The organism is Azospirillum canadense (assembly GCF_025961225.1).
In the GTDB taxonomy this organism is placed as follows: Bacteria; Pseudomonadota; Alphaproteobacteria; order Azospirillales; family Azospirillaceae; genus Azospirillum; species Azospirillum canadense.
This window is the reverse complement of sequence record NZ_JAOQNG010000001.1, coordinates 482948-500590: the sequence shown is the minus strand read 5'-3', so window position 1 is coordinate 500590 and position 17643 is coordinate 482948. Positions and strand designations below refer to the sequence as shown.

Here is a 17643-nt window from a genome sequence, read left to right as displayed (position 1 = left end):
ATGGTCACCACCGCCTTCGGCGCCCATCCCCTGAACGGACCGGGGCCGCTGTTTTTGTTGCTGCTGGCGCTGGTGATCGACGCCGCCGCTGGCGACTGGATCGCCCACGTCCTGCCCGACCCGTCCGCCCTGTCGCGGCGCTTCTGCGCCTGGGCCGACCGGCGGCTGAACCGCGTGGAGCGCGGCAAGACCGCGCGGCTGCTGCGCGGCGCGCTGGTCGTCCTGGCACTGTTGGGCATGGCGCTCGCCGTCGGCCTGCTGGTTGACCGGATCGGCGCCGTGGGGCGCGGCTGGGTGCTGGAATTGCTGGTGATCGTCGCCACGCTGCGCGGCCGGGCCTCCTGGATGCGGGTGCGCGCGGTGCGCCGGGCGCTGGAGACGGGCGGTGCCGCCGCCGCGCAGGAGGCGATCCTTCCCCTCACCCGCCGGCACGCCTTCAGCCTGGACGAGCACGGCGTCGCCCGCGCCGCCGTGGAGGGCGCGGCCAAGGCCTTCGCCCGCAAGCTGGTGGCGCCCGTCTTCGGCTATGCCCTGCTGGGCGCGCCGGGGCTGCTGGTCTGGGCGGCGGTGGACGGCGCCGACTCGGCGCTCGGCAATCCCGGCGTGCGGCACGAACGCTTCGGCCTGACCGCCGCCCGACTCGACGACGCGCTGAACGCCATCCCGGCGCGGCTGGCAGCGCTGTTGCTGGCGCTCGCCGCGCCCTTCGTGGGGGCCAGGCTGGGCGGCGCCGTCCGGGGCATGGTCCGCGACGGGCGCAAGAGCGCGTCCTTCAACATGGGCTGGCCGACCGCGGCGATGGCTGGAGCCCTGGGCCTCGCGCTGGGCGGGCCGCACCGGGACGGCGGTGTGGTGATCACCGAACCCTGGATCGGCGACGGCCGCGCCCGCGCCACACCCGCCGACATCGGTCGCGCGTTGGCCCTGACCGCCGTCGCGGCGCTGATCCTCGTGCTGCTGGTGGCGCTGTTGTTGTGGGGTGTCGCGGGGGTGTGAGCGCCGGACTGCTGCGGAAGGGGATTCACCACAGAGACACAGAGGGCACAGAGGATTTCGCGGGAAGGCTCCGATAATCCAGGAAGCCAGCAAGGAGACTAGGCGTTCTCAATAATTCTCTGTGTCTCTGTGGTTCCCAATCGACATCCCAACCGACCGGGACATCCGCTGAAATGAAAAAAGGCGCGGCCCCGAGGGACCGCGCCTTTCTCATTCACAACAACCTGAACTTACCACTTCGTCGCGCGCGCCACCGGCTTGCCGCCGTGCGAGTCGCGGCGGGCGTGGCCGTGGTCCGGACGGCCGCGCTCGGAATGACCATGCTCGTTGCGGACATGGTCGTTCCGGTTGGCGGGTCGGCCCTGGGCCGGACGGCCCTGGTAGCCACCCGGATGACCGCCGCCCGCCTTGCCCTCGCCACCGTTGGCGTTGCGGGTCCACGGCTTCTTGTTGTAGCCGCCGCCGTTGCCGCCGCCCGGACGGCCCGAGCGGCCGGCCGGACGACCGCCGCCACCGGCGTTGATCGGACGCTGCGGCTCCAGGCCCGGCACGGTGTGGATTTCGAGGCGGGTGCCGGTGTAGCGCTCGATGCGGAACAGCGCGTCGCGGTCGGGACGGGCGGCGAAGGAGATCGCCACGCCCGAGGCGCCCGCACGGCCCGTACGGCCGATGCGGTGGACGTAGTCCTCCGCCGAACGCGGCAGGTCGAAGTTGATGACGTGCGTGATGTCGCGCACGTCGATGCCGCGCGCCGCCACGTCGGTCGCGACCAGCAAACGGACCTGGCCGGAGCGCAGGCGCTGGAGCGTGCGGTTGCGCTTGAACTGGTCCATGTCGCCGTGCAGGGCGGCGGCGGCATGGCCGGCAGCGGCCAGCTCCTCGGCCAGCGTGTCGGCGTCGCGCTTGGTCGCGGCGAAGATGATCGCCTTGCCGACCTCTTCCTGGCCGGCGAAGTGCATCAGCAGCCGGCGCTTGTGGTCCATGTCGTCGGCGTGGTGCAGGCGCTGCTCGACGTTCGCCGCGGTGGTGGTGCTCTCCACCGCGACGCGCTCCGGGTTGCGCAGCAGCTTGCCGGCCAGCTGGGCCATGCGGCGGTCCAGCGTGGCGGTGAACAGCAGCGTCTGGCGGCTGTCCGGGCAGCACTTGGCGATGGTCTCGACGTCGTCGAGGAAGCCCATATCCAGCATGCGGTCCGCCTCGTCGAGGATCAGGACCTCGACGGTGCTGAGGTCGATGCGGTTGCGCGACACGTGGTCGAGCAGGCGGCCCGGCGTGGCGACCATCACGTCCACGGCGCGCGACAGGAGGCGCAGCTGGTCGCGGTACGGCATGCCGCCGACCACGTCCACGATGTTGCGCTTCATGAACTTCGCGTACTTGCGGGCGGCGTCGGTGACCTGCTTGGCCAGCTCGCGCGTCGGAGCCAGAACCAGGACGCGCGGGGCGGCGACGCCCATGCGCGGCAGATCGGCCGTGCGGGTCAGCGCCGGCAGCATGAAGGCGGCGGTCTTGCCGGTGCCGGTTTCGGCGGTGGCGAGGATGTCGCGGCCTTCCAGGGCGTGCGGGATCGCCGCGGACTGGACCGGGGTCGGGGTTGTGTATTCGTACGCTTCCAGCGCCTTCAGGACCAGCGGGTGCAGGCCCAACGCGGCAAAGGCGCTGTCGGAAGCAACGGTTTCAGAAGCGGTGGTTTCGGTATCGGTGTTTTCCGTGGCCGGAGCAGCGGCCAGGGTTTCGTCGGCAACCAGGGTTTCGACGACGGCGGTCATTTCGTTCGACGACAAGAAGCGGAACCTTTCCTCAGGACCAAGACGGCGCACGGCCGCTGCACCGAAATGGTGAGCGGTGGAACGCCGGCGTTTTCGCCGGGAGGAGGTCGGAAGAGGGAGAGGCGTCTGTCCGAAGCTGCGGGCGGCCGGGTCCCGAAGGGGCCGTCCCGCTATATCAAAGCGCGTCTCGCTCAAGAGACGCGCGAGCCTCCAGCGATCAGGATGCCCTACATAGGGCGTTGCGCCGCACAATCCAAGAGAATTCTGCGCGGGCGACAGCACACGCGAAGGCAGGGCTGATGTGCGTGAGGGTTGGGTGTCGTCGGGAGGTGCAGGCGCTGAGCCCCCACCCTAACCCTCCCCCACTTCGCTCTCGCGCAAGCGAAGCTTGCGCTGACGCGGCAGGCGGACCCTCCGGGTCCGCCGAGAGCGGGGGAGGGAATTGACTCCTTCCCCCGTCGAAGACGGGGGGAGGTCGGGAGGGGGGCCGAGCGCAAGGTCTTCCGGGACCGCCTTACCCCACCTTGCCGTGGCAGTGCTTGTACTTCTGGCCGGAGCCGCAGGGGCACGGGGCGTTGCGCGGGGTGTTGGCCCACTCCTCCACCGCGCCCGCGACGGCACCGCCAGCCGCGGCGCGGCGGACCATGCCGGCGGGCAGCGGCGCGTCGTCCGGCGGGAAGCCGGACCCAGCCTCCGCCAGGGCGAGCGCCGGGTCGTCGCGGCCCTCGTGCATTTCCGGCAGGGAGCGGGCGAACAGTTCCTCCGTCGGCGGGGCCATGCGCACCTCGACGTGCATCAGCACGGCGGTGATCTGCTCGCGCAGCGCGCCCAGCATGGTCTCGAACAGTTCGAAGGCTTCGCGCTTATATTCGTTCAGCGGATCCTTCTGCGCGTAGGCGCGAAGCGAAATGCCCTGGCGCAGGTGGTCGAGCTGAAGCAGGTGATCCTTCCACTCCTGGTCCAGGATCTGAAGCAGCAGGCTCTTTTCCACATGCCGCATGGTCTCGGCGCCGTAGCTGTCGGCCTTCTCCGCGTACTTGCGGTCGGCGGCCTCGCGCACGCGCTCCTCGATCTCCGGCTCGGCGATGCCCTCTTCCTTGGCCCAATCCTGGACGGGCAGGTCCATGCCGAGCAGGCGGTTCACCTCCTCGTGCAGGCCGGCGATGTCCCAGGCCTCGGAGTAGGAGTTCGGCGGGATCGCCCGGTTGACCATGTTGGAAATGATCTGGTGGCGCATCTCCGTGATGGTCTCGGAGATGTCCTCCGTGTCCATGATCTCGCGGCGCTGCTCATAGACGACCTTGCGCTGGTCGTTCATGACGTTGTCGAACTTGAGCAGGTTCTTGCGGACGTCGAAGTGGTGGGCCTCGACCTTGGTCTGGGCCTTTTCCAGCGCCTTGTTGATCCAGGGGTGGATGATCGCCTCGCCGTCCTTCAGGCCGAGGCGCTGGAGCATGCCGTCCATGCGCTCCGACCCGAAGATGCGCATCAGGTCGTCTTCCAGCGACAGGAAGAATTTCGAGGCACCCGGATCGCCCTGGCGGCCGGAGCGGCCGCGCAGCTGGTTGTCGATGCGGCGGCTCTCGTGCCGCTCCGTGCCGACGACGTAGAGACCGCCGGCCTGCTTCACCAGATCGCGCGCCTCGGCCACCTCGGCCTCGATCTGCTTGGTCTTGGCCTCGCGCTCCGGACCTTCCGGAACGTCGGCCAGCTCCATCTTCACGCGCATCTCGACGTTGCCGCCGAGCTGGATGTCGGTGCCGCGGCCGGCCATGTTGGTGGCGACCGTCACCGCGCCCGGCCGGCCGGCCTGGGCGACGATGTAGGCTTCCTGCTCGTGGTGGCGGGCGTTCAGCACGTTGTGGGGGATGCCGCGCTTCTTCAGCAGGTCGGAGATCAGTTCCGACTTTTCGATGGAGGTCGTGCCGACCAGGACCGGCTGCTGGCGCTTCCGCGCGTCCTCGATCAGGTCGATGATGGCGTTGTACTTCTCCGACGCCTTTCGATAGACCTCGTCGTCCTGGTCCTTGCGCTGGACTGGCAGGTTCGTCGGCATGTCCACGACCTCAAGGCCGTAGATCTCCGCGAACTCCGCCGCCTCGGTCATCGCCGTGCCGGTCATGCCGGCCAGCTTCGGGTAGAGGCGGAAGTAGTTCTGGAAGGTGATGGAGGCCAGCGTCTGGTTCTCGCGCTGGATCGACACCTTCTCCTTCGCCTCCAGCGCCTGGTGCAGACCTTCCGAATAGCGGCGGCCTTCCATCATGCGGCCGGTGAACTCGTCGATGATGACGACCTTGTCGTCCTTGACGATGTAGTCCTTGTCGCGCTGGAACAGCGTGTGAGCGCGCAGGGCCTGCTGGGCATGGTGGACCAGCGCCACGTTCTGGATGTCGTACAGCCCGCCCGACTTCAGCAGCCCGGCCTGGGCCAACAGTTGCTCGATGTGCTCCTGCCCGGCCTCGGACAGGCTGACCGTGCGGTTCTTCTCGTCCAGCTCATAGTCCTCCCGCGTCAGCATCGGGATCAGGCGGTCGACCTGGACGTACATGTCCGCCGCGTCGGTCGACGGGCCGGAGATGATGAGCGGCGTGCGCGCCTCGTCGACGAGGATCGAGTCGACCTCGTCCACGATGGCGAAGTTGAAGGCGCGCTGGACCATGTCTTCGCGCCGGAACTTCATGTTGTCGCGCAGGTAGTCGAAGCCGAACTCGTTGTTCGTGCCGTAGGTGATGTCGGCGGCGTAGGCGGCGCGGCGCTCCTCGTCGTCCAGCCCATGGACGATGCAGCCGGTGGACAGGCCCAGGAAGCGGTAGATGCGGCCCATCCAGCCGCTGTCGCGCGAGGCCAGGTAGTCGTTCACGGTCACGACGTGGACGCCCTTGCCTTCCAGCGCGTTCAGGTAGACGGCCAACGTCGCCACCAGCGTCTTGCCTTCGCCCGTGCGCATCTCGGCGATCTTGCCCTGGTGCAGCACCATGCCGCCCATCAGCTGCACGTCGAAGTGCCGCTGGCCCAAAACGCGCTTGCCGGCCTCGCGCACGGTGGCGAAGGCGTCGGGCAGGATGTCGTCGAGCGTCTCGCCCTTCGCCAAGCGGCCGCGCAGCCAGTCGGTGCGGGCGCGCAGTTCGTCGTCGGAGAGCTTCTGGACCTCGGGCTCCAGCGCGTTGATCTGCTGGACGGTCTTTTGCAACGCCTTGACCGTGCGCGTGTTGGCGGTGCCGAAAATCTTGCGGGCGAGAGCACCGAACATGAAAACCTCGAAGGGTGGAACGTCGTGAAGCCGGCTTTTCAACCGGTCTCACATAGGCCTGTGGCGGGTTTCTGTCAACGAGACCCGCCCCTTTGAACGGCCGCCGGAACCGCTCCCGGCGCAACGGCGGCAGGATGGCGGGTGTCCTGCCACGGTTCTTCCACCGTTCCGCCCCGTTCTTGCCCATCCCGGGGACGACATAGGGCATCAGGACCGCTTGCCCCGCGCGCCGAACCCATGCTTAATCCCCCGCGGATTCGGGCGCGAGACGGACGCCTGAGACGAAAATCGCCTGAAATCGGGCACCCCAACAAGGCTTCGCCGCCGGAAGGAAGAAGACCCCATGGTGAATCGAGTGTTCCGCGCCGCCCTTCTGTCCATGGCCGCCTGCGGCCTGGCCCTGGCCGCCCCGGTTGCGGCCAACGCCCAGAACCCCGCCCCGGCCGCGAGCACCCCGGCTCCCGCCCAGTCGACGCCGGCCGATCCGGTCGTCGCGCGCGTCAACGGCGAGGAGATCCACCGCTCCGACGTGCAGCGCATGGTCAGCCAGCTGCCGCCGCAGGTGCAGCAGATGCCGCTGGAGATGATCTTCCCGGCCGTGGTCGAGCAGCTCGTGAACTCCAAGCTGGTCGCGTCGGCCGGCTACAAGGCCAACCTCGCAGGATCTCCGGAGGTCAAGGACGAGATCAAGCGCGCCGAGGAGCGCGCGGTGCAGCGCGCCTACATCCAGAAGGAAGTGCAGGCCCGCATCACCCCGGCGAAGCTTGAGGAGGCCTACAAGGACTACCTGAAGCAGAACCCGGCCCAGGAAGAGGTGAAGGCCAGCCACATCCTGGTCGAGAAGGAGGATGAGGCCAAGGCCATCATCGCCGAGCTGAACAAGGGCGGCGACTTCGCCAAGATCGCCAAGGAGAAGTCGAAGGACCCGGTGGCGGCCCAGCAGGGCGGCGACCTCGGCTACTTCACGAAGGAAACGATGGTCGAGCCCTTCGCCGACGCCGCCTTCGCCATGAAGAAGGGCGAGATCAGCAAGGAGCCGGTGAAGACCCAGTTCGGCTGGCACGTCATCAAGGTCGAGGACAAGCGCACCCAGCCGCAGCCGACGCTCGACGAGGTGAAGCCGCAGCTGGAGCAGCAGCTGAGCAAGGAGATCGTCACCACGGTCGTCGACGATCTGCGCAAGGACGCGAAGGTCGAGACCTACCAGCTCGACGGCTCGCCGATGCCGAAGGAAGAGCCGAAGGCCGACGCCCCCAAGGCCGAAGAGCCGAAGAAGAAGTAAAGGCAAGGCAGCCCCCACCCTTCCCACTTCGTGGGCCCCTTCCCTCCCTCGCTTCGCAGGGGAGGGTTAGGGTGGGGGCAATGCCTCCTCGACCACAGCACCCCACCACCCGCCAACACCACGAGCCCGCCCCTATGGCCACGACCGTCTCCCCCCTGGCACCCGCCGGTTTCCCGACGCTCCCCCCCGTGGCGGGCGTGCGCATCGCCACCGCGAACAGCGGCATCCGCTACAAGGGCCGCGACGACCTGATGCTGGCCGTGCTGGACGAGGGCACGACGGTCGCCGGCGTGCTGACCAAGTCCCTGACCTGCTCCGCCCCGGTGATCTGGTGCCGCGACAGCCTGCCCCGCGGCTCGGCGCGCGCCGTCGTGGTCAACGCCGGCAACGCCAATGCCTTCACCGGCAAGGCCGGTGACGCGACCGTCCAGGCGACCGTCCAGGCCGCGGCGGCGATCGCGGGCTGCGGCACCGACGAGGTCTACATTGCCTCCACCGGTGTGATCGGCATCCCGCTGGCCGCCGACGCCATCGCCAAGGTCCTGTCCGGCATGGTCGCCGGGCTGAAGGCCGACTCGGCGGCGCTGGAGGCCGGCGCCCGCGCCATCATGACCACGGACACCTTCGCCAAGGGCTCGACCCGGACGGTGACGGTCGGCGGCAAGACGGTGACCATCAGCGGCTTCGCCAAGGGCTCGGGCATGATCGCGCCGGACATGGCGACCATGCTGGGCTTCATCTTCACCGACGCAGCCATCGCCGCCCCGGCGCTGCAGTCCATGCTGTCGGAGTTCACGGAGCGCAGCTTCAACGCCATCACCGTGGACGGCGACACCTCCACCAGCGACACGCTGCTGCTGTTCGCCACGGGCAAGGCCGGCAACGCCCCGGTCGCCGACGCGAACGCGCCGGAGTTGGCCGACTTCCGCAAGGCGCTGGAGGAGGTGATGCTCGACCTCGCCCTCCAGATCGTGCGCGACGGCGAGGGGGCGACCAAGTTCGTCTCCATCACCCTGGTTGGCGCCGACAATGACGCGGCGGCCAAGCGCATCGCCCTGACGGTGGCGAACTCGCCACTGGTGAAGACCGCCGTCGCCGGCGAGGACGCCAACTGGGGCCGCATCGTCGCCGCCATCGGCCGCGCCGGCGAGCGTGCCGACCGCGACCTGATCAAGATCACCATCGGCGGCACGCTGATCTGCGCCGAGGGCATGGAAGTGCCGGGCTATGACGAGGCGCCGGTCGCTGCGCACATGAAGGGCAAGGAGATCGACGTCCACATCGACCTCGGCCTGGGCGCCGGCAAGGCGCGGGTGTGGACCTGCGACCTGACCCACGGCTACATCGACATCAACGGCAGCTACCGCAGCTGAGGAGCGCCTACCGATGCCGGCCTGCTACGACCCCACCTCGACGCCCGCCCCGGGCACCCTGCCCACGCTGCTGGTGGTTGCTGTAGCGCTGGTCGACGCCGACGGGCGGGTGCTGCTTGCCCAACGCCCGCCGGGCAAGTCGCTGGCCGGCCTGTGGGAGTTCCCCGGCGGCAAGGTGCACGAGGGCGAGACCCCGGAAGCCGCGCTGGTGCGCGAGTTGAAGGAGGAGTTGGGCATCGACACCGCCGCCAGCTGCCTCGCCCCCTTTACCTTCGCCTCGCACAGCTACGAGACGTTCCACCTGCTGATGCCGCTCTACGTCTGCCGGGTCTGGGAAGGTGACGTGATCGCGCAGGAAGGCCAGACGCTGGCCTGGGTCTACCCGAACCGCATGGGCACCTACCCCATGCCGCCGGCCGACGTCCCGCTGGTGGCGATGCTGCGCGACCTGCTGTAGACCGCTCATTTCAGGCCGCAAAACCGACCGTTTGCGCCCGCGTGCGGCTCGATTTGCCGCTGAACCTCCGCGAAAAGCGTGCTATAAGCCGCGCCGAGACGGTTTGGCCAGGCTTTCACCGGGCCGAACCGCCGCAAAACCGCGCTGCGGGGCGATCCTCGCAGGGCGGAGTTGCCGGGCCACCACGGTCCGGTCTATAAGGAGAGAGGGTTACGTCCGCGTAGCTCAGCAGGATAGAGCACAGGATTCCTGGTTTTAAATTGGGCGTTGCGCTCGGAAACGGCGCAGCGGATCTGCTCAAAGTCGGGGAACGCTACGGCGCGCTTGCGCCTTGCCGATCCCGAGCCAAGCCCCCGAAAGGGGGAAGGTGTAGAGACTGGATGGGCGGCACCTACGGGCTTCGGCCTATGGTGAAGGGACAGTCCAGACCACGAACGCCGGAAGGCGGCGGCGAAAGCCGAAGTGGTATGAATCCTGGGGCCGTGGGTTCGAATCCCGCCGCGGACACCATCTCCTCCCCGCTCCGGCATCGCCGGGGCGGCAGCGGTGCCTGAGAGCGCCCCGCTCCTCGCGCCCGCAGCACCACACTCGCAAGACAACGCGGCTCCGACAGAAATGCGACGGGCATCGTCACCTTCTGCGTGGAAGGTGGCGCCCACCGGTCCATGGCGTCGTTCATGTTTTCAGGAAATCGGCGGTTCGAAACCGCCTCGCTTATGCGTGATGCACACCCACGCATAAGCACCAATTGCCGCTTAAAGGGAGAAGCGGCAAACAGCCGCCAATGCGGCTGTGAAGAATTACTGGCGGAGGGAGAGGGATTCGAACCCTCGATACCCTTTTGGGGTATACACACTTTCCAGGCGTGCGCCTTCGACCACTCGGCCACCCCTCCGCAGAGGCCGCGTTTATATCCAGCCCGACGGCGGTGCGCAAGCCCCAGAACACGGCTTTTGCGATTTTTTTTCCGCCGCCGCGAGAAGCCGTCTCAAGCCCCAATCTCCCGCATCAGTTCGCCGACCGTGCGGCACAGCAGATCGATGTCCTGCGGGCGCGAGAGGCGGTGGTCGCCGTCCTTGATCAGCGTGACGCGGACGTCGTCGGTGGTCAGCGCGTCGGCCAGCGTCAGGCTGACCTGCCAGGGGACGTCCGGGTCGCGGACGCCGTGCAGCAGGCGCACCGGCTTGTCGAAGGCTATGGGCGCGCGCAGCAGCAGGTGGTTTCGCCCGTCTTCGATCAGGGCGCGGGTGATCGGCTGCGGTTCCGGCCCGTAATCGGACGGGCGCAGCCAACGGCCGGTCTCAAGGATTTCACGGCGGGTCGGCTCGTCGAAGAGGTCCCACATCAGGTCCTCGGTGAAGTCCGGGGCCGGCGCGATGCCGACGAGGCCGGCGACCCGCTCCGGCCGGCGGAGTGCGGTCAGCAGCATCATCCAGCCGCCCATGGACGACCCCACTAGGATCTGCGGCCCCGCCGTGACGCGGTCCAGCACGGCCAGCGCATCGTCGGCCCAGGTGCCGATGGTGCCCTCGTCGAAACGGCCGCTGGAGGCGCCGTGGCCCTGGTAGTCGAAGCGGGTGAAGGACAGCCCCTCCGCCGCGCACCAAGCCTCCAGCGTGGTCGCCTTGGTTCCGGTCATGTCGGACATGAAGCCGCCCAGGAACAGGACGCCGGGGGCCAGCCCCTCCGGATCGGTGCCGGGCGTGTGATGATAGGCTATGGTCGCCGCGCCGCGCTGTAGGGTATGGTGCGCGCCGCCGGCCTGGCTGGCTGGCGGGACGCCGGGTAGGGCAGGGCTGCTGGCTGCGGTTCCGGTCATGATCTGCCACCTTTCGGCCGGGACGAAGACGAAGTGCACGGATATGGAATTGGATTCCCACCTTAACACCGGCGACGACGCGCGCAACCGGACCCAGAGCCGGGGGCCATTCGACGACCGGATTGGCGCCGGCCGCCCTCCCGTCGTGCTGCAAGTGGTGCCGACGCTGGTCACCGGCGGGGCGGAGCGCGGCTGCATCGACGTCGCGCTGGCGCTGGCCCAGGCCGGTGCTGTGCCGCTGGTCGCGTCCCAGGGCGGCCCGATGGTCGCTGAGCTGGACCGGGCGGGCATCCGCCACATCACCCTGCCGCTCGCCTCAAAGAACCCCCTGGTCATCCGCCGCAACGCCCGCAAGCTGGAAGCCATCATCCGGGAGCAGGGCGTCGACATCGTCCACGCGCGGTCCCGCGCGCCGGCCTGGAGCGCTTGGCTGGCCTGCCAGCGCACCGGGGCGCGCTACATGACCACCTTCCACGCGCCCTACAATTTCAAGGGCCGGCTGAAGCGCTGGTACAATTCCGTGATGGCGCGGGGGGAGCGGATCATCGCCATCTCCGGCTTCATCCGGCAGCACATCCTGAACAACTACGACGTCGACCCCGGCCGCATCCGCACCATCCACCGCGGCATCGACAGCCTGACCTTCGCACCGGAGCGGGTCAGCTCCGCCCGCATAATCCAGCTGGCCAAGCAGTGGCGGCTGCCGGATGACAAGACGGTGATCCTGCTGCCAGGCCGCCTGACCCGCTGGAAGGGCCAGACCGTGCTGATCGACGCGCTGGCCAAGCTGGGCCGCAAGGACGTCTGCGCGCTGCTCGTCGGCTCCGATCAGGGGCGCACCGGCTACCGGCAGGAGCTGGAAGAGCGCGTGAAGCGCGCGGGGCTGGATGGGCTGGTGAAGATGACCGACCACTGCAACGACATGGCCGCCGCCTACCACCTGTCCGCGGTCGTCGTCTCCGCCTCGCAGGAGCCGGAGGCCTTCGGCCGCGTGATCGTCGAGGCGCAGGCCATGGGCAAGCCGGTGATCGTGACGTCCATCGGCGCCTACCAGGAAACCGTGATCCCCGGCGAAACCGCCTGGGTCGTGCCGCCGGCCGACGCCGACGCGCTGGCCAAGGCGCTGGACGAGGCGCTGTCCCTGACGCCGGAGCAGAGCGCCGCCATCGGCGCGCGCGCCCGCACCTTCGTCGCCGACCGCTACACCAAGCAGCGGATGTGCGCCGACACGTTGGCCGTATATGCCGAGCTGCTGGCCGAATCCGCGCCGCGATCCACGCCACAGTCCCCCGCGCGCTGAGCCCTGCCCTCCCTTTCCATCGTCACCACCCGGACATCATGACCGACATCGCGCAGATCCCCGGCCTCGCCTCCGTCATCGACCGCTACGACGGGGTCATCCTCGACCTGTGGGGCGTGATCCACGACGGGGAGCAGCCCTACCCCGGCGCGCCGGAGTGCCTGGACCGGCTGCGCGCCGCGGGCAAGACCATCTGCCTGCTGTCCAACGCGCCGCGCCGCACCAACGGCGTGATCCGCAAGCTTGAGGGCATGGGGATCGGGCGCGAGCGCTACCACCACGTCATGACCTCCGGCGAGGCGACTTATGATGCGCTGCGCGACCGCGACGACCCGTGGCACGCGCGGCTCGGCCGGCGCCTGTTCCACATCGGGCCGGAGCGGGACATGGACGTCTATCTCGGCCTCGACTACACCATCGTGCCCACGCCGGAAGATGCCGACTTCGTGCTGAACACCGGCATCGTGGAATTCGGCGATCCGCTGTCCTTGTACGAGCCGGACATGGAGGCCTGCCGGCGTCGCGGTCTGCCCATGGTCTGCGCGAACCCGGACCTGATCGTGATGGTCGGGCCGCAGATGGTGCTGTGCGCCGGCACGCTGGCCCAGCGTTACGAGGAGATGGGCGGCGACGTCTGCTGGCACGGCAAGCCGCACGCCCCGGTCTACGACCGCTGCCTGTCGCTGATGGGGATTACGGACAAGCGGCGCATTCTGGCCGTGGGCGACAGCCTGCGCACCGACGTCGCTGGCGCCAACGCCGCGGGCATCGACGTGGCGTTGGTCACCTTCGGCATCCACCAGGAGGAGCTGGGCGGCGCCTGGGGCGAATCGGTCAATCCGGCCAAGCTCGCCGCGGCGGTAGAGATCGCCGGCCACACGCCGACCTATGCCATTCCCAGCCTGCGCTGGTAACGCGTCAGCCTTCGCCGGGGGGCGTCATTCCTCGTCGAAGGGAGGGATGGCGTCGTCCATCGCCTTGCGGAGGATGCGGGACGGACCGTCGTCCTCCGCGAAGCCGCGGCCACCGATGGCGTTGCGGTAATAGCTGACGATGAACACGCGGATCGACGCGGTCAGGTTGGCATCGCCGCGGCGACGGTCCACCTCCGTGCAGATCTGGTTGAGGGTCAGCCCCTCGCGCTCGCAGATTTCCTTCAGGGAGTCCCAGATGTAGGGCTCCATGCGCAGGCTCGTGCGACGGCCGCTGACCTTGACGTTGCGGCAGACCAGGATCGGCCCTTCCTTGCTCCTGTGTCCGCCTGTCATGGCACCCATTGACCCTCTGCCGTTGCAGAAAAACGCTCGCCTGTGCGGCGAACATACATCCATTTGTATGAACATATTGCAAGGGGCGTGTGCGCACAAAGCCTAATTCGACCGGGGGTCGCGCAGTCCCGCAACGAAGCCGTGTGACGCTCCCCATCGGGTTCCCCCGCATGGAGCACGCCCGACGGGCGCGGCCGGAAGGAGCGGCCAATGGGGACCAGTTCCCGCTTCCCTCCCCGGTCCATTCGCGGTACCAGTGCCGCGGGTGACGGACACAACCCCTTGTGGTTGCTTTCGGTGGAGAACGAGAGATGGTGCGGCAGCCAGCGGGTTGGCGATTCGCGATGGCTCTGGCAGCCGGGCTTCCATCCAGCGCGGCGGCCGCCGCGGAGTTCCCGGCCGACCAGGTCCGTGCCGAAATCGCCCGCCTCGTCCCGCCGCCCTGGATTGTCGAGGAGGTCACGGTGGCCCCCATGCCGGCGCCGGCGCCGGAGGGAAAACCCGCCGGAAAGGAGGGTGATTCGCGCGTCGCGGCGCGAATCGGGGCCAAGCTCAAGCTGGCGAAGCCGACCTATCTGATCGACGCCCGCGAGGGGCCCTTCACCTTCATCCGGCCGGCGACCGCCCCTGACCTGGAAAAGACGTTGACCGCCACCGCCGTGGCGACCCGCGGCGCCACCGGCTGGACCGCTCGGATCGAACTGCAGAACCCGGAGGTGATGGAAGGCGTGGGCAAGCCGGCCGACGAACTGCCAGGCCTGACGGTGCTCAGCGGGTCGGACAACGCCAGGGCGGCGCGCGAGCAGTTGGATCGCGATGCCCGCCAGCGCGTCGCGGAAGAGCAGGCCCGGCGGCGGCGGGAAGAGGAGTTGCTGGCCGAACAGGCGGCCACGGCCAAGGCCGAGTCCGAGCGGCTGGACGCGGCACGGAAGCAGGTGGAGGCGCGCACCGCCCAGGTGGCGGACCTGCGGGTCAAGCTTCTGGGGGCCGACCGCCCGGCGCGGATCGCCGCCTATGAGGCCGCGCTTGGCGGCAACGACCCGGCGCTGCGTCAGATGGCGGCGGAGGCGGCGCTGCAAAGCCGCGACCCGGTGCTGGCCAACTTGGCGCTCAAGGACTGGCTCGCCCGGCGCAAGGCGCTGCCCGTCCAACTCTACGCGACCAAGGAGGACGGAAACTCGGAAACCGTGCTCAACAACCTCGGCCCCCTGACGCTGGAGGTCGAGTCCTTCAACCCGGTCACCGGCGCACTGGCCGGGCGCCTTGGCGCTCCCGGCTACAGCATCGCCAAGCCATCCGCCGCCGTCGGCGCGCTCGCCCAGGCGGAACTGGCGGTGAACGGCTACGGCTGCGCGCTGACCCTGCGGCTCACAGAGCACCGGACCATGGACGGGCTGTTCCGCTGCCAGACGCTGCCGACGCTGATCGCGCGCGTCACCGTGGATTGAGGGCGCGGATGCGGTTCCGCCCCATAATCCTGCCCGTTCCGGCCCTGCTCGCCGGGCTGATCCTGGCTGCGACAGCGGTACAAGCCCAGAATCCCGGCGCCGCCGACCAGTTCACGCCGCGCCCACCCCCGACCGCAGTGCTGCCGGCCCTAACGCCCCGGTCAGCGCTGGGAAAGGATGCACCTCAGCCGCGCGAGGCCCTGCTTCCAACGCCGATGATCGCGCCGCCGCTGGCGCCGCTGTTGGAGTCGTTGTCGGCGCCTGCCCGCTCCCCGATCGCTCCGGTCGCTCCGGCTGCGTCCACACCGGAGGCCGGAAGGTCGGATCCGACCCCAGGCGCTCCGCTGCCAGGGCGCAAGCCGGAGCGCGTCGCCGAGACAGCGCCGGCCAAGCCACCAGCCGCAGCGTTCAAAGGCTACGCCAAGGCCTCGCAGGAGGATCGCGGCTGCGCCCTGCCCGACAGCATGCCGGAGACTCGGCGCGCCCCTGCCCTCGCCGTCGGCGCCGTCGCCCGCGTCCGGGCCGACGCCAACCTGCGCGTTGCCCCCTTCTGCGACGCCAAGGTCAAGGACGTGCTGGAGGACGGCGAGACGGTCACCGTGACGGGCGTGCACGGCGCCTGGGTCGAGGTGAGCCGGCGCGGACGGGTGCTGGGCTACGTCGGCGTGGCACTGCTGGCGGCACCGAAGAAGCGCTGATCACGTGCATGACAAGGATGTCCAACGCCGAACGCCCGCCCGGATCACTCCGGGCGGGCGCTGATAGGCTCGGCGACGGAAGGGGGCGGATTACTCCGCGGCGGCCTTCGTGCTCATGCCACGGCCGGTCGTGCGCTCGGCGATACGGGCCGACTTGCCGCGACGGTCGCGCAGATAGTACAGCTTGGCGCGGCGGACGGCGCCCTTGCGGACCAGCTCGATCGAGTCGAGGCGCGGGGAGTAGAGCGGGAACACGCGCTCCACACCTTCGCCGTAGCTGATCTTGCGGACGGTGAAGGACGAGTTCAGGCCGGCGTTCTTGCGGGCGATCACGACGCCCTCGTAGGCCTGCACGCGCTCGCGCGTGCCTTCGACCACCTTCACGTTCACGCGGACGGTATCGCCCGGCGAGAACTCCGGAATGGTCTTGCCGCCGAGGGCCTTCTCGATCTGCTCCTGCTCGAGCTGCTGCAACAGGTTCATGACACTACCCCTTTCCATCGGTGCGCCTCGCGGCGGACCGTCACTCCGGTTTCGGGCCGCGCCGGCGACCCCGTTTTCCAACAACTTGCCCCTCGGCCGTCTTGCCCGCCGCGTAACGGTCCCACAGGTCCGGGCGCCGGGCCTGCGTGATCCGTTCTGCCTCGGCGAGCCGCCAGGCGCGAACCTTCTCGTGGTGGCCGGACAACAGGATGTCCGGGACCGACCGTTCCACACCCTGCCCGTCGGTCCAGACCGCCGGCCGGGTGTAGTGGGGGTATTCGAGCAACCCCCGTTCGAAACTTTCCTCGCCCGCCGTCTCCACGTTGCCCATGACGCCGGGGAGCAAGCGCACCACAGCGTCGATCAGGCATAGGGCGGCAGGCTCGCCGCCGGACAGCACGAAGTCCCCGAGGCTGACCTCCTCAAGGCCGTGCGCGTCCAGCACCCGCTCGTCCACCCCCTCGTACCGGCCGCAGAGCAGCGTGACCACCGGGGTGGCCGCCAGCTCCTTCACCAGTTCCTGGGACAGCACCCGTCCGCGGGGCGACAGGTAGATCGCCCGCCCGCGTCCAGGGGCCCCGGGAGGACCCGCCGTCGCGGTCAAAGCCGCGTCCAGCACGTCGGGCCGCATGACCATGCCTGCCCCACCGCCGAAGGGGGTGTCATCGACGGAGCGGTGTTTATCGCGCGCGAACGAGCGAATGTCCACTGATTCCAGCGCCCAGACTCCATTTTCCAGCGCCTTTCCCGCGAGGCTATGGCCAAGCGAGCCCGGAAACATCTCCGGGAACAGCGTCAGGACCTTGACAGTCCAGGCAAGGGGACCGGCGGCGCCGTGATTCACGGCCCGGTCTCCCCGTCTTCAGCGTCATCCGCGCCGTCTTGCGCGACCGCTTCGTCCTTTTCCCCCTCCCGTGCGCCCTCCTCCCGCGCTTCGATGACGGCGGGAAGGTCGACCACGATGCGGCCTCCCTTCACGTCGATCACCGGCACGCAGGCCTTGGTGAAGGGCAGCAGTTCCAGCGGCCCCGGTTCCGTGCGGATCTCCAGCACGTCGCCGGCCCCGAAGTCGAACAGCGCCTTCACCCGGCCGTAGACGGTGCCGTCGGCGAGTTCCGCACGCAGGCCGATCAGGTCCGCGTGGTAGAACTCGTCCTCGTCCTCCGTTTCGGGCAGGGCGGACCGGTCCACGTAGAGCCGCACACCGGTCAGGTCCTGCGCCTGCTCGCGCGTCGCGATGCCGTCGACGCGCGCCAGGAACAGGTCCTTCATGGTGCCCTGGAGCGTCAGGCGGAACGACCGCCCGCCCCGCTCGTCGGACAGCGGGCCGTAGGACGCCACGGCTTCCGGATCCCCGGTGAAGCTTTTCACCTTCATGAGGCCGCGGACGCCGTGGGCCCCTGCGAACTGGCCGACACAGACTTTGGTGGACATGGGCAAGATGCGTTTTGCGGGCTTGTTGCCCCCTCCCTAACCCTCCCCCGCTTGCGCGGTGGAGGG

At 69.0% G+C, this 17643-nt stretch carries 15 protein-coding genes and 1 tRNA gene; 8 read left to right on the top strand and 8 right to left on the bottom strand.

What is annotated here, in order from left to right:
• Window positions 1-996 carry a CobD/CbiB family cobalamin biosynthesis protein gene (locus tag M2351_RS02360; RefSeq protein ID WP_264654554.1) on the top strand — a complete coding sequence of 332 codons (996 nt, stop codon included), beginning with the start codon at window positions 1-3 and terminating at the stop codon, window positions 994-996.
• 230 nt (window positions 997-1226) lie between these two features.
• On the opposite strand, the gene M2351_RS02355 is transcribed toward M2351_RS02360, so the two are convergent.
• Together M2351_RS02355 and secA are read right to left on the bottom strand one after the other, a co-directional pair.
• On the bottom strand, window positions 1227-2780 hold the full coding sequence (locus M2351_RS02355; RefSeq protein WP_264654553.1) for a DEAD/DEAH box helicase: 1554 nt from the start codon (window positions 2778-2780) through the stop codon (window positions 1227-1229).
• A gap of 499 nt (window positions 2781-3279) precedes the next feature.
• Window positions 3280-6015 (bottom strand): preprotein translocase subunit SecA, encoded by a 2736-nt coding sequence (secA, locus tag M2351_RS02350; protein WP_264654552.1) that lies wholly within the window; start codon window positions 6013-6015, stop codon window positions 3280-3282.
• Window positions 6016-6358: 343 nt separating this feature from the next.
• On the opposite strand from secA, the gene M2351_RS02345 reads away from it, so the two are divergent.
• The 3 genes from M2351_RS02345 (at window position 6359) to M2351_RS02335 (ending at window position 9127) form a co-directional block, all read left to right on the top strand.
• On the top strand, window positions 6359-7297 hold the full coding sequence (locus tag M2351_RS02345; RefSeq protein WP_264654551.1) for a peptidylprolyl isomerase: 939 nt from the start codon (window positions 6359-6361) through the stop codon (window positions 7295-7297).
• Window positions 7298-7431: 134 nt separating this feature from the next.
• Window positions 7432-8670: a bifunctional glutamate N-acetyltransferase/amino-acid acetyltransferase ArgJ gene (gene argJ, locus M2351_RS02340; protein WP_264654550.1), complete on the top strand. Its 1239-nt coding sequence runs from the start codon at window positions 7432-7434 to the stop codon at window positions 8668-8670.
• A gap of 13 nt (window positions 8671-8683) precedes the next feature.
• Window positions 8684-9127 carry a (deoxy)nucleoside triphosphate pyrophosphohydrolase gene (locus M2351_RS02335; RefSeq protein ID WP_264654549.1) on the top strand — a complete coding sequence of 148 codons (444 nt, stop codon included), beginning with the start codon at window positions 8684-8686 and terminating at the stop codon, window positions 9125-9127.
• Window positions 9128-9931: 804 nt separating this feature from the next.
• On the opposite strand, the gene M2351_RS02330 is transcribed toward M2351_RS02335, so the two are convergent.
• Window positions 9932-10022, bottom strand: a tRNA-Ser gene (locus tag M2351_RS02330).
• Window positions 10023-10115: 93 nt separating this feature from the next.
• Window positions 10116-10775, bottom strand: coding sequence for an alpha/beta hydrolase (locus M2351_RS02325; RefSeq protein ID WP_264656823.1), 660 nt, complete (start codon window positions 10773-10775; stop codon window positions 10116-10118).
• A 220-nt stretch (window positions 10776-10995) separates the two neighbouring features.
• Here M2351_RS02325 and M2351_RS02320 point away from each other — a divergent pair, with 220 nt between their 5' ends.
• Together M2351_RS02320 and M2351_RS02315 are read left to right on the top strand one after the other, a co-directional pair.
• Window positions 10996-12246 carry a glycosyltransferase family 4 protein gene (locus M2351_RS02320; protein WP_406567356.1) on the top strand — a complete coding sequence of 417 codons (1251 nt, stop codon included), beginning with the start codon at window positions 10996-10998 and terminating at the stop codon, window positions 12244-12246.
• 38 nt (window positions 12247-12284) lie between these two features.
• A complete protein-coding gene (locus M2351_RS02315) occupies window positions 12285-13160 on the top strand; it encodes a TIGR01459 family HAD-type hydrolase (RefSeq protein WP_264654547.1) in 876 nt (291 codons plus the stop codon).
• 24 nt (window positions 13161-13184) lie between these two features.
• On the opposite strand, the gene M2351_RS02310 is transcribed toward M2351_RS02315, so the two are convergent.
• Entirely contained in the window at window positions 13185-13514 is a 330-nt protein-coding gene (locus tag M2351_RS02310) for a ribbon-helix-helix domain-containing protein (RefSeq protein ID WP_264654546.1), read from the bottom strand.
• 344 nt (window positions 13515-13858) lie between these two features.
• On the opposite strand from M2351_RS02310, the gene M2351_RS02305 reads away from it, so the two are divergent.
• Entirely contained in the window at window positions 13859-14962 is a 1104-nt protein-coding gene (locus M2351_RS02305; protein WP_264654545.1) for a hypothetical protein, read from the top strand.
• 8 nt (window positions 14963-14970) lie between these two features.
• On the top strand, window positions 14971-15660 hold the full coding sequence (locus tag M2351_RS02300) for an SH3 domain-containing protein (RefSeq protein ID WP_264654544.1): 690 nt from the start codon (window positions 14971-14973) through the stop codon (window positions 15658-15660).
• Window positions 15661-15750: 90 nt separating this feature from the next.
• Here the strand turns inward: M2351_RS02300 and rplS are convergent, their stop codons facing one another.
• From rplS to rimM, 3 genes are read right to left on the bottom strand one after another with little or no spacing between them, the layout of a single operon-like run.
• A complete protein-coding gene (gene rplS / locus M2351_RS02295) occupies window positions 15751-16143 on the bottom strand; it encodes a 50S ribosomal protein L19 (RefSeq protein ID WP_264654543.1) in 393 nt (130 codons plus the stop codon).
• Between the two features lie 40 nt (window positions 16144-16183).
• The gene (gene trmD, locus M2351_RS02290) at window positions 16184-16987 is read right to left on the bottom strand and encodes a tRNA (guanosine(37)-N1)-methyltransferase TrmD (protein ID WP_264654542.1); all 804 of its coding nucleotides are present in this window, start codon (window positions 16985-16987) and stop codon (window positions 16184-16186) included.
• Complete coding sequence (rimM, locus tag M2351_RS02285; RefSeq protein WP_264654541.1) at window positions 16984-17577, bottom strand: ribosome maturation factor RimM; 594 nt, start codon at window positions 17575-17577, stop codon at window positions 16984-16986. Before rimM ends, trmD begins: the two co-directional genes overlap by 4 nt.
• Window positions 17578-17643: the final 66 nt, after the last annotated feature.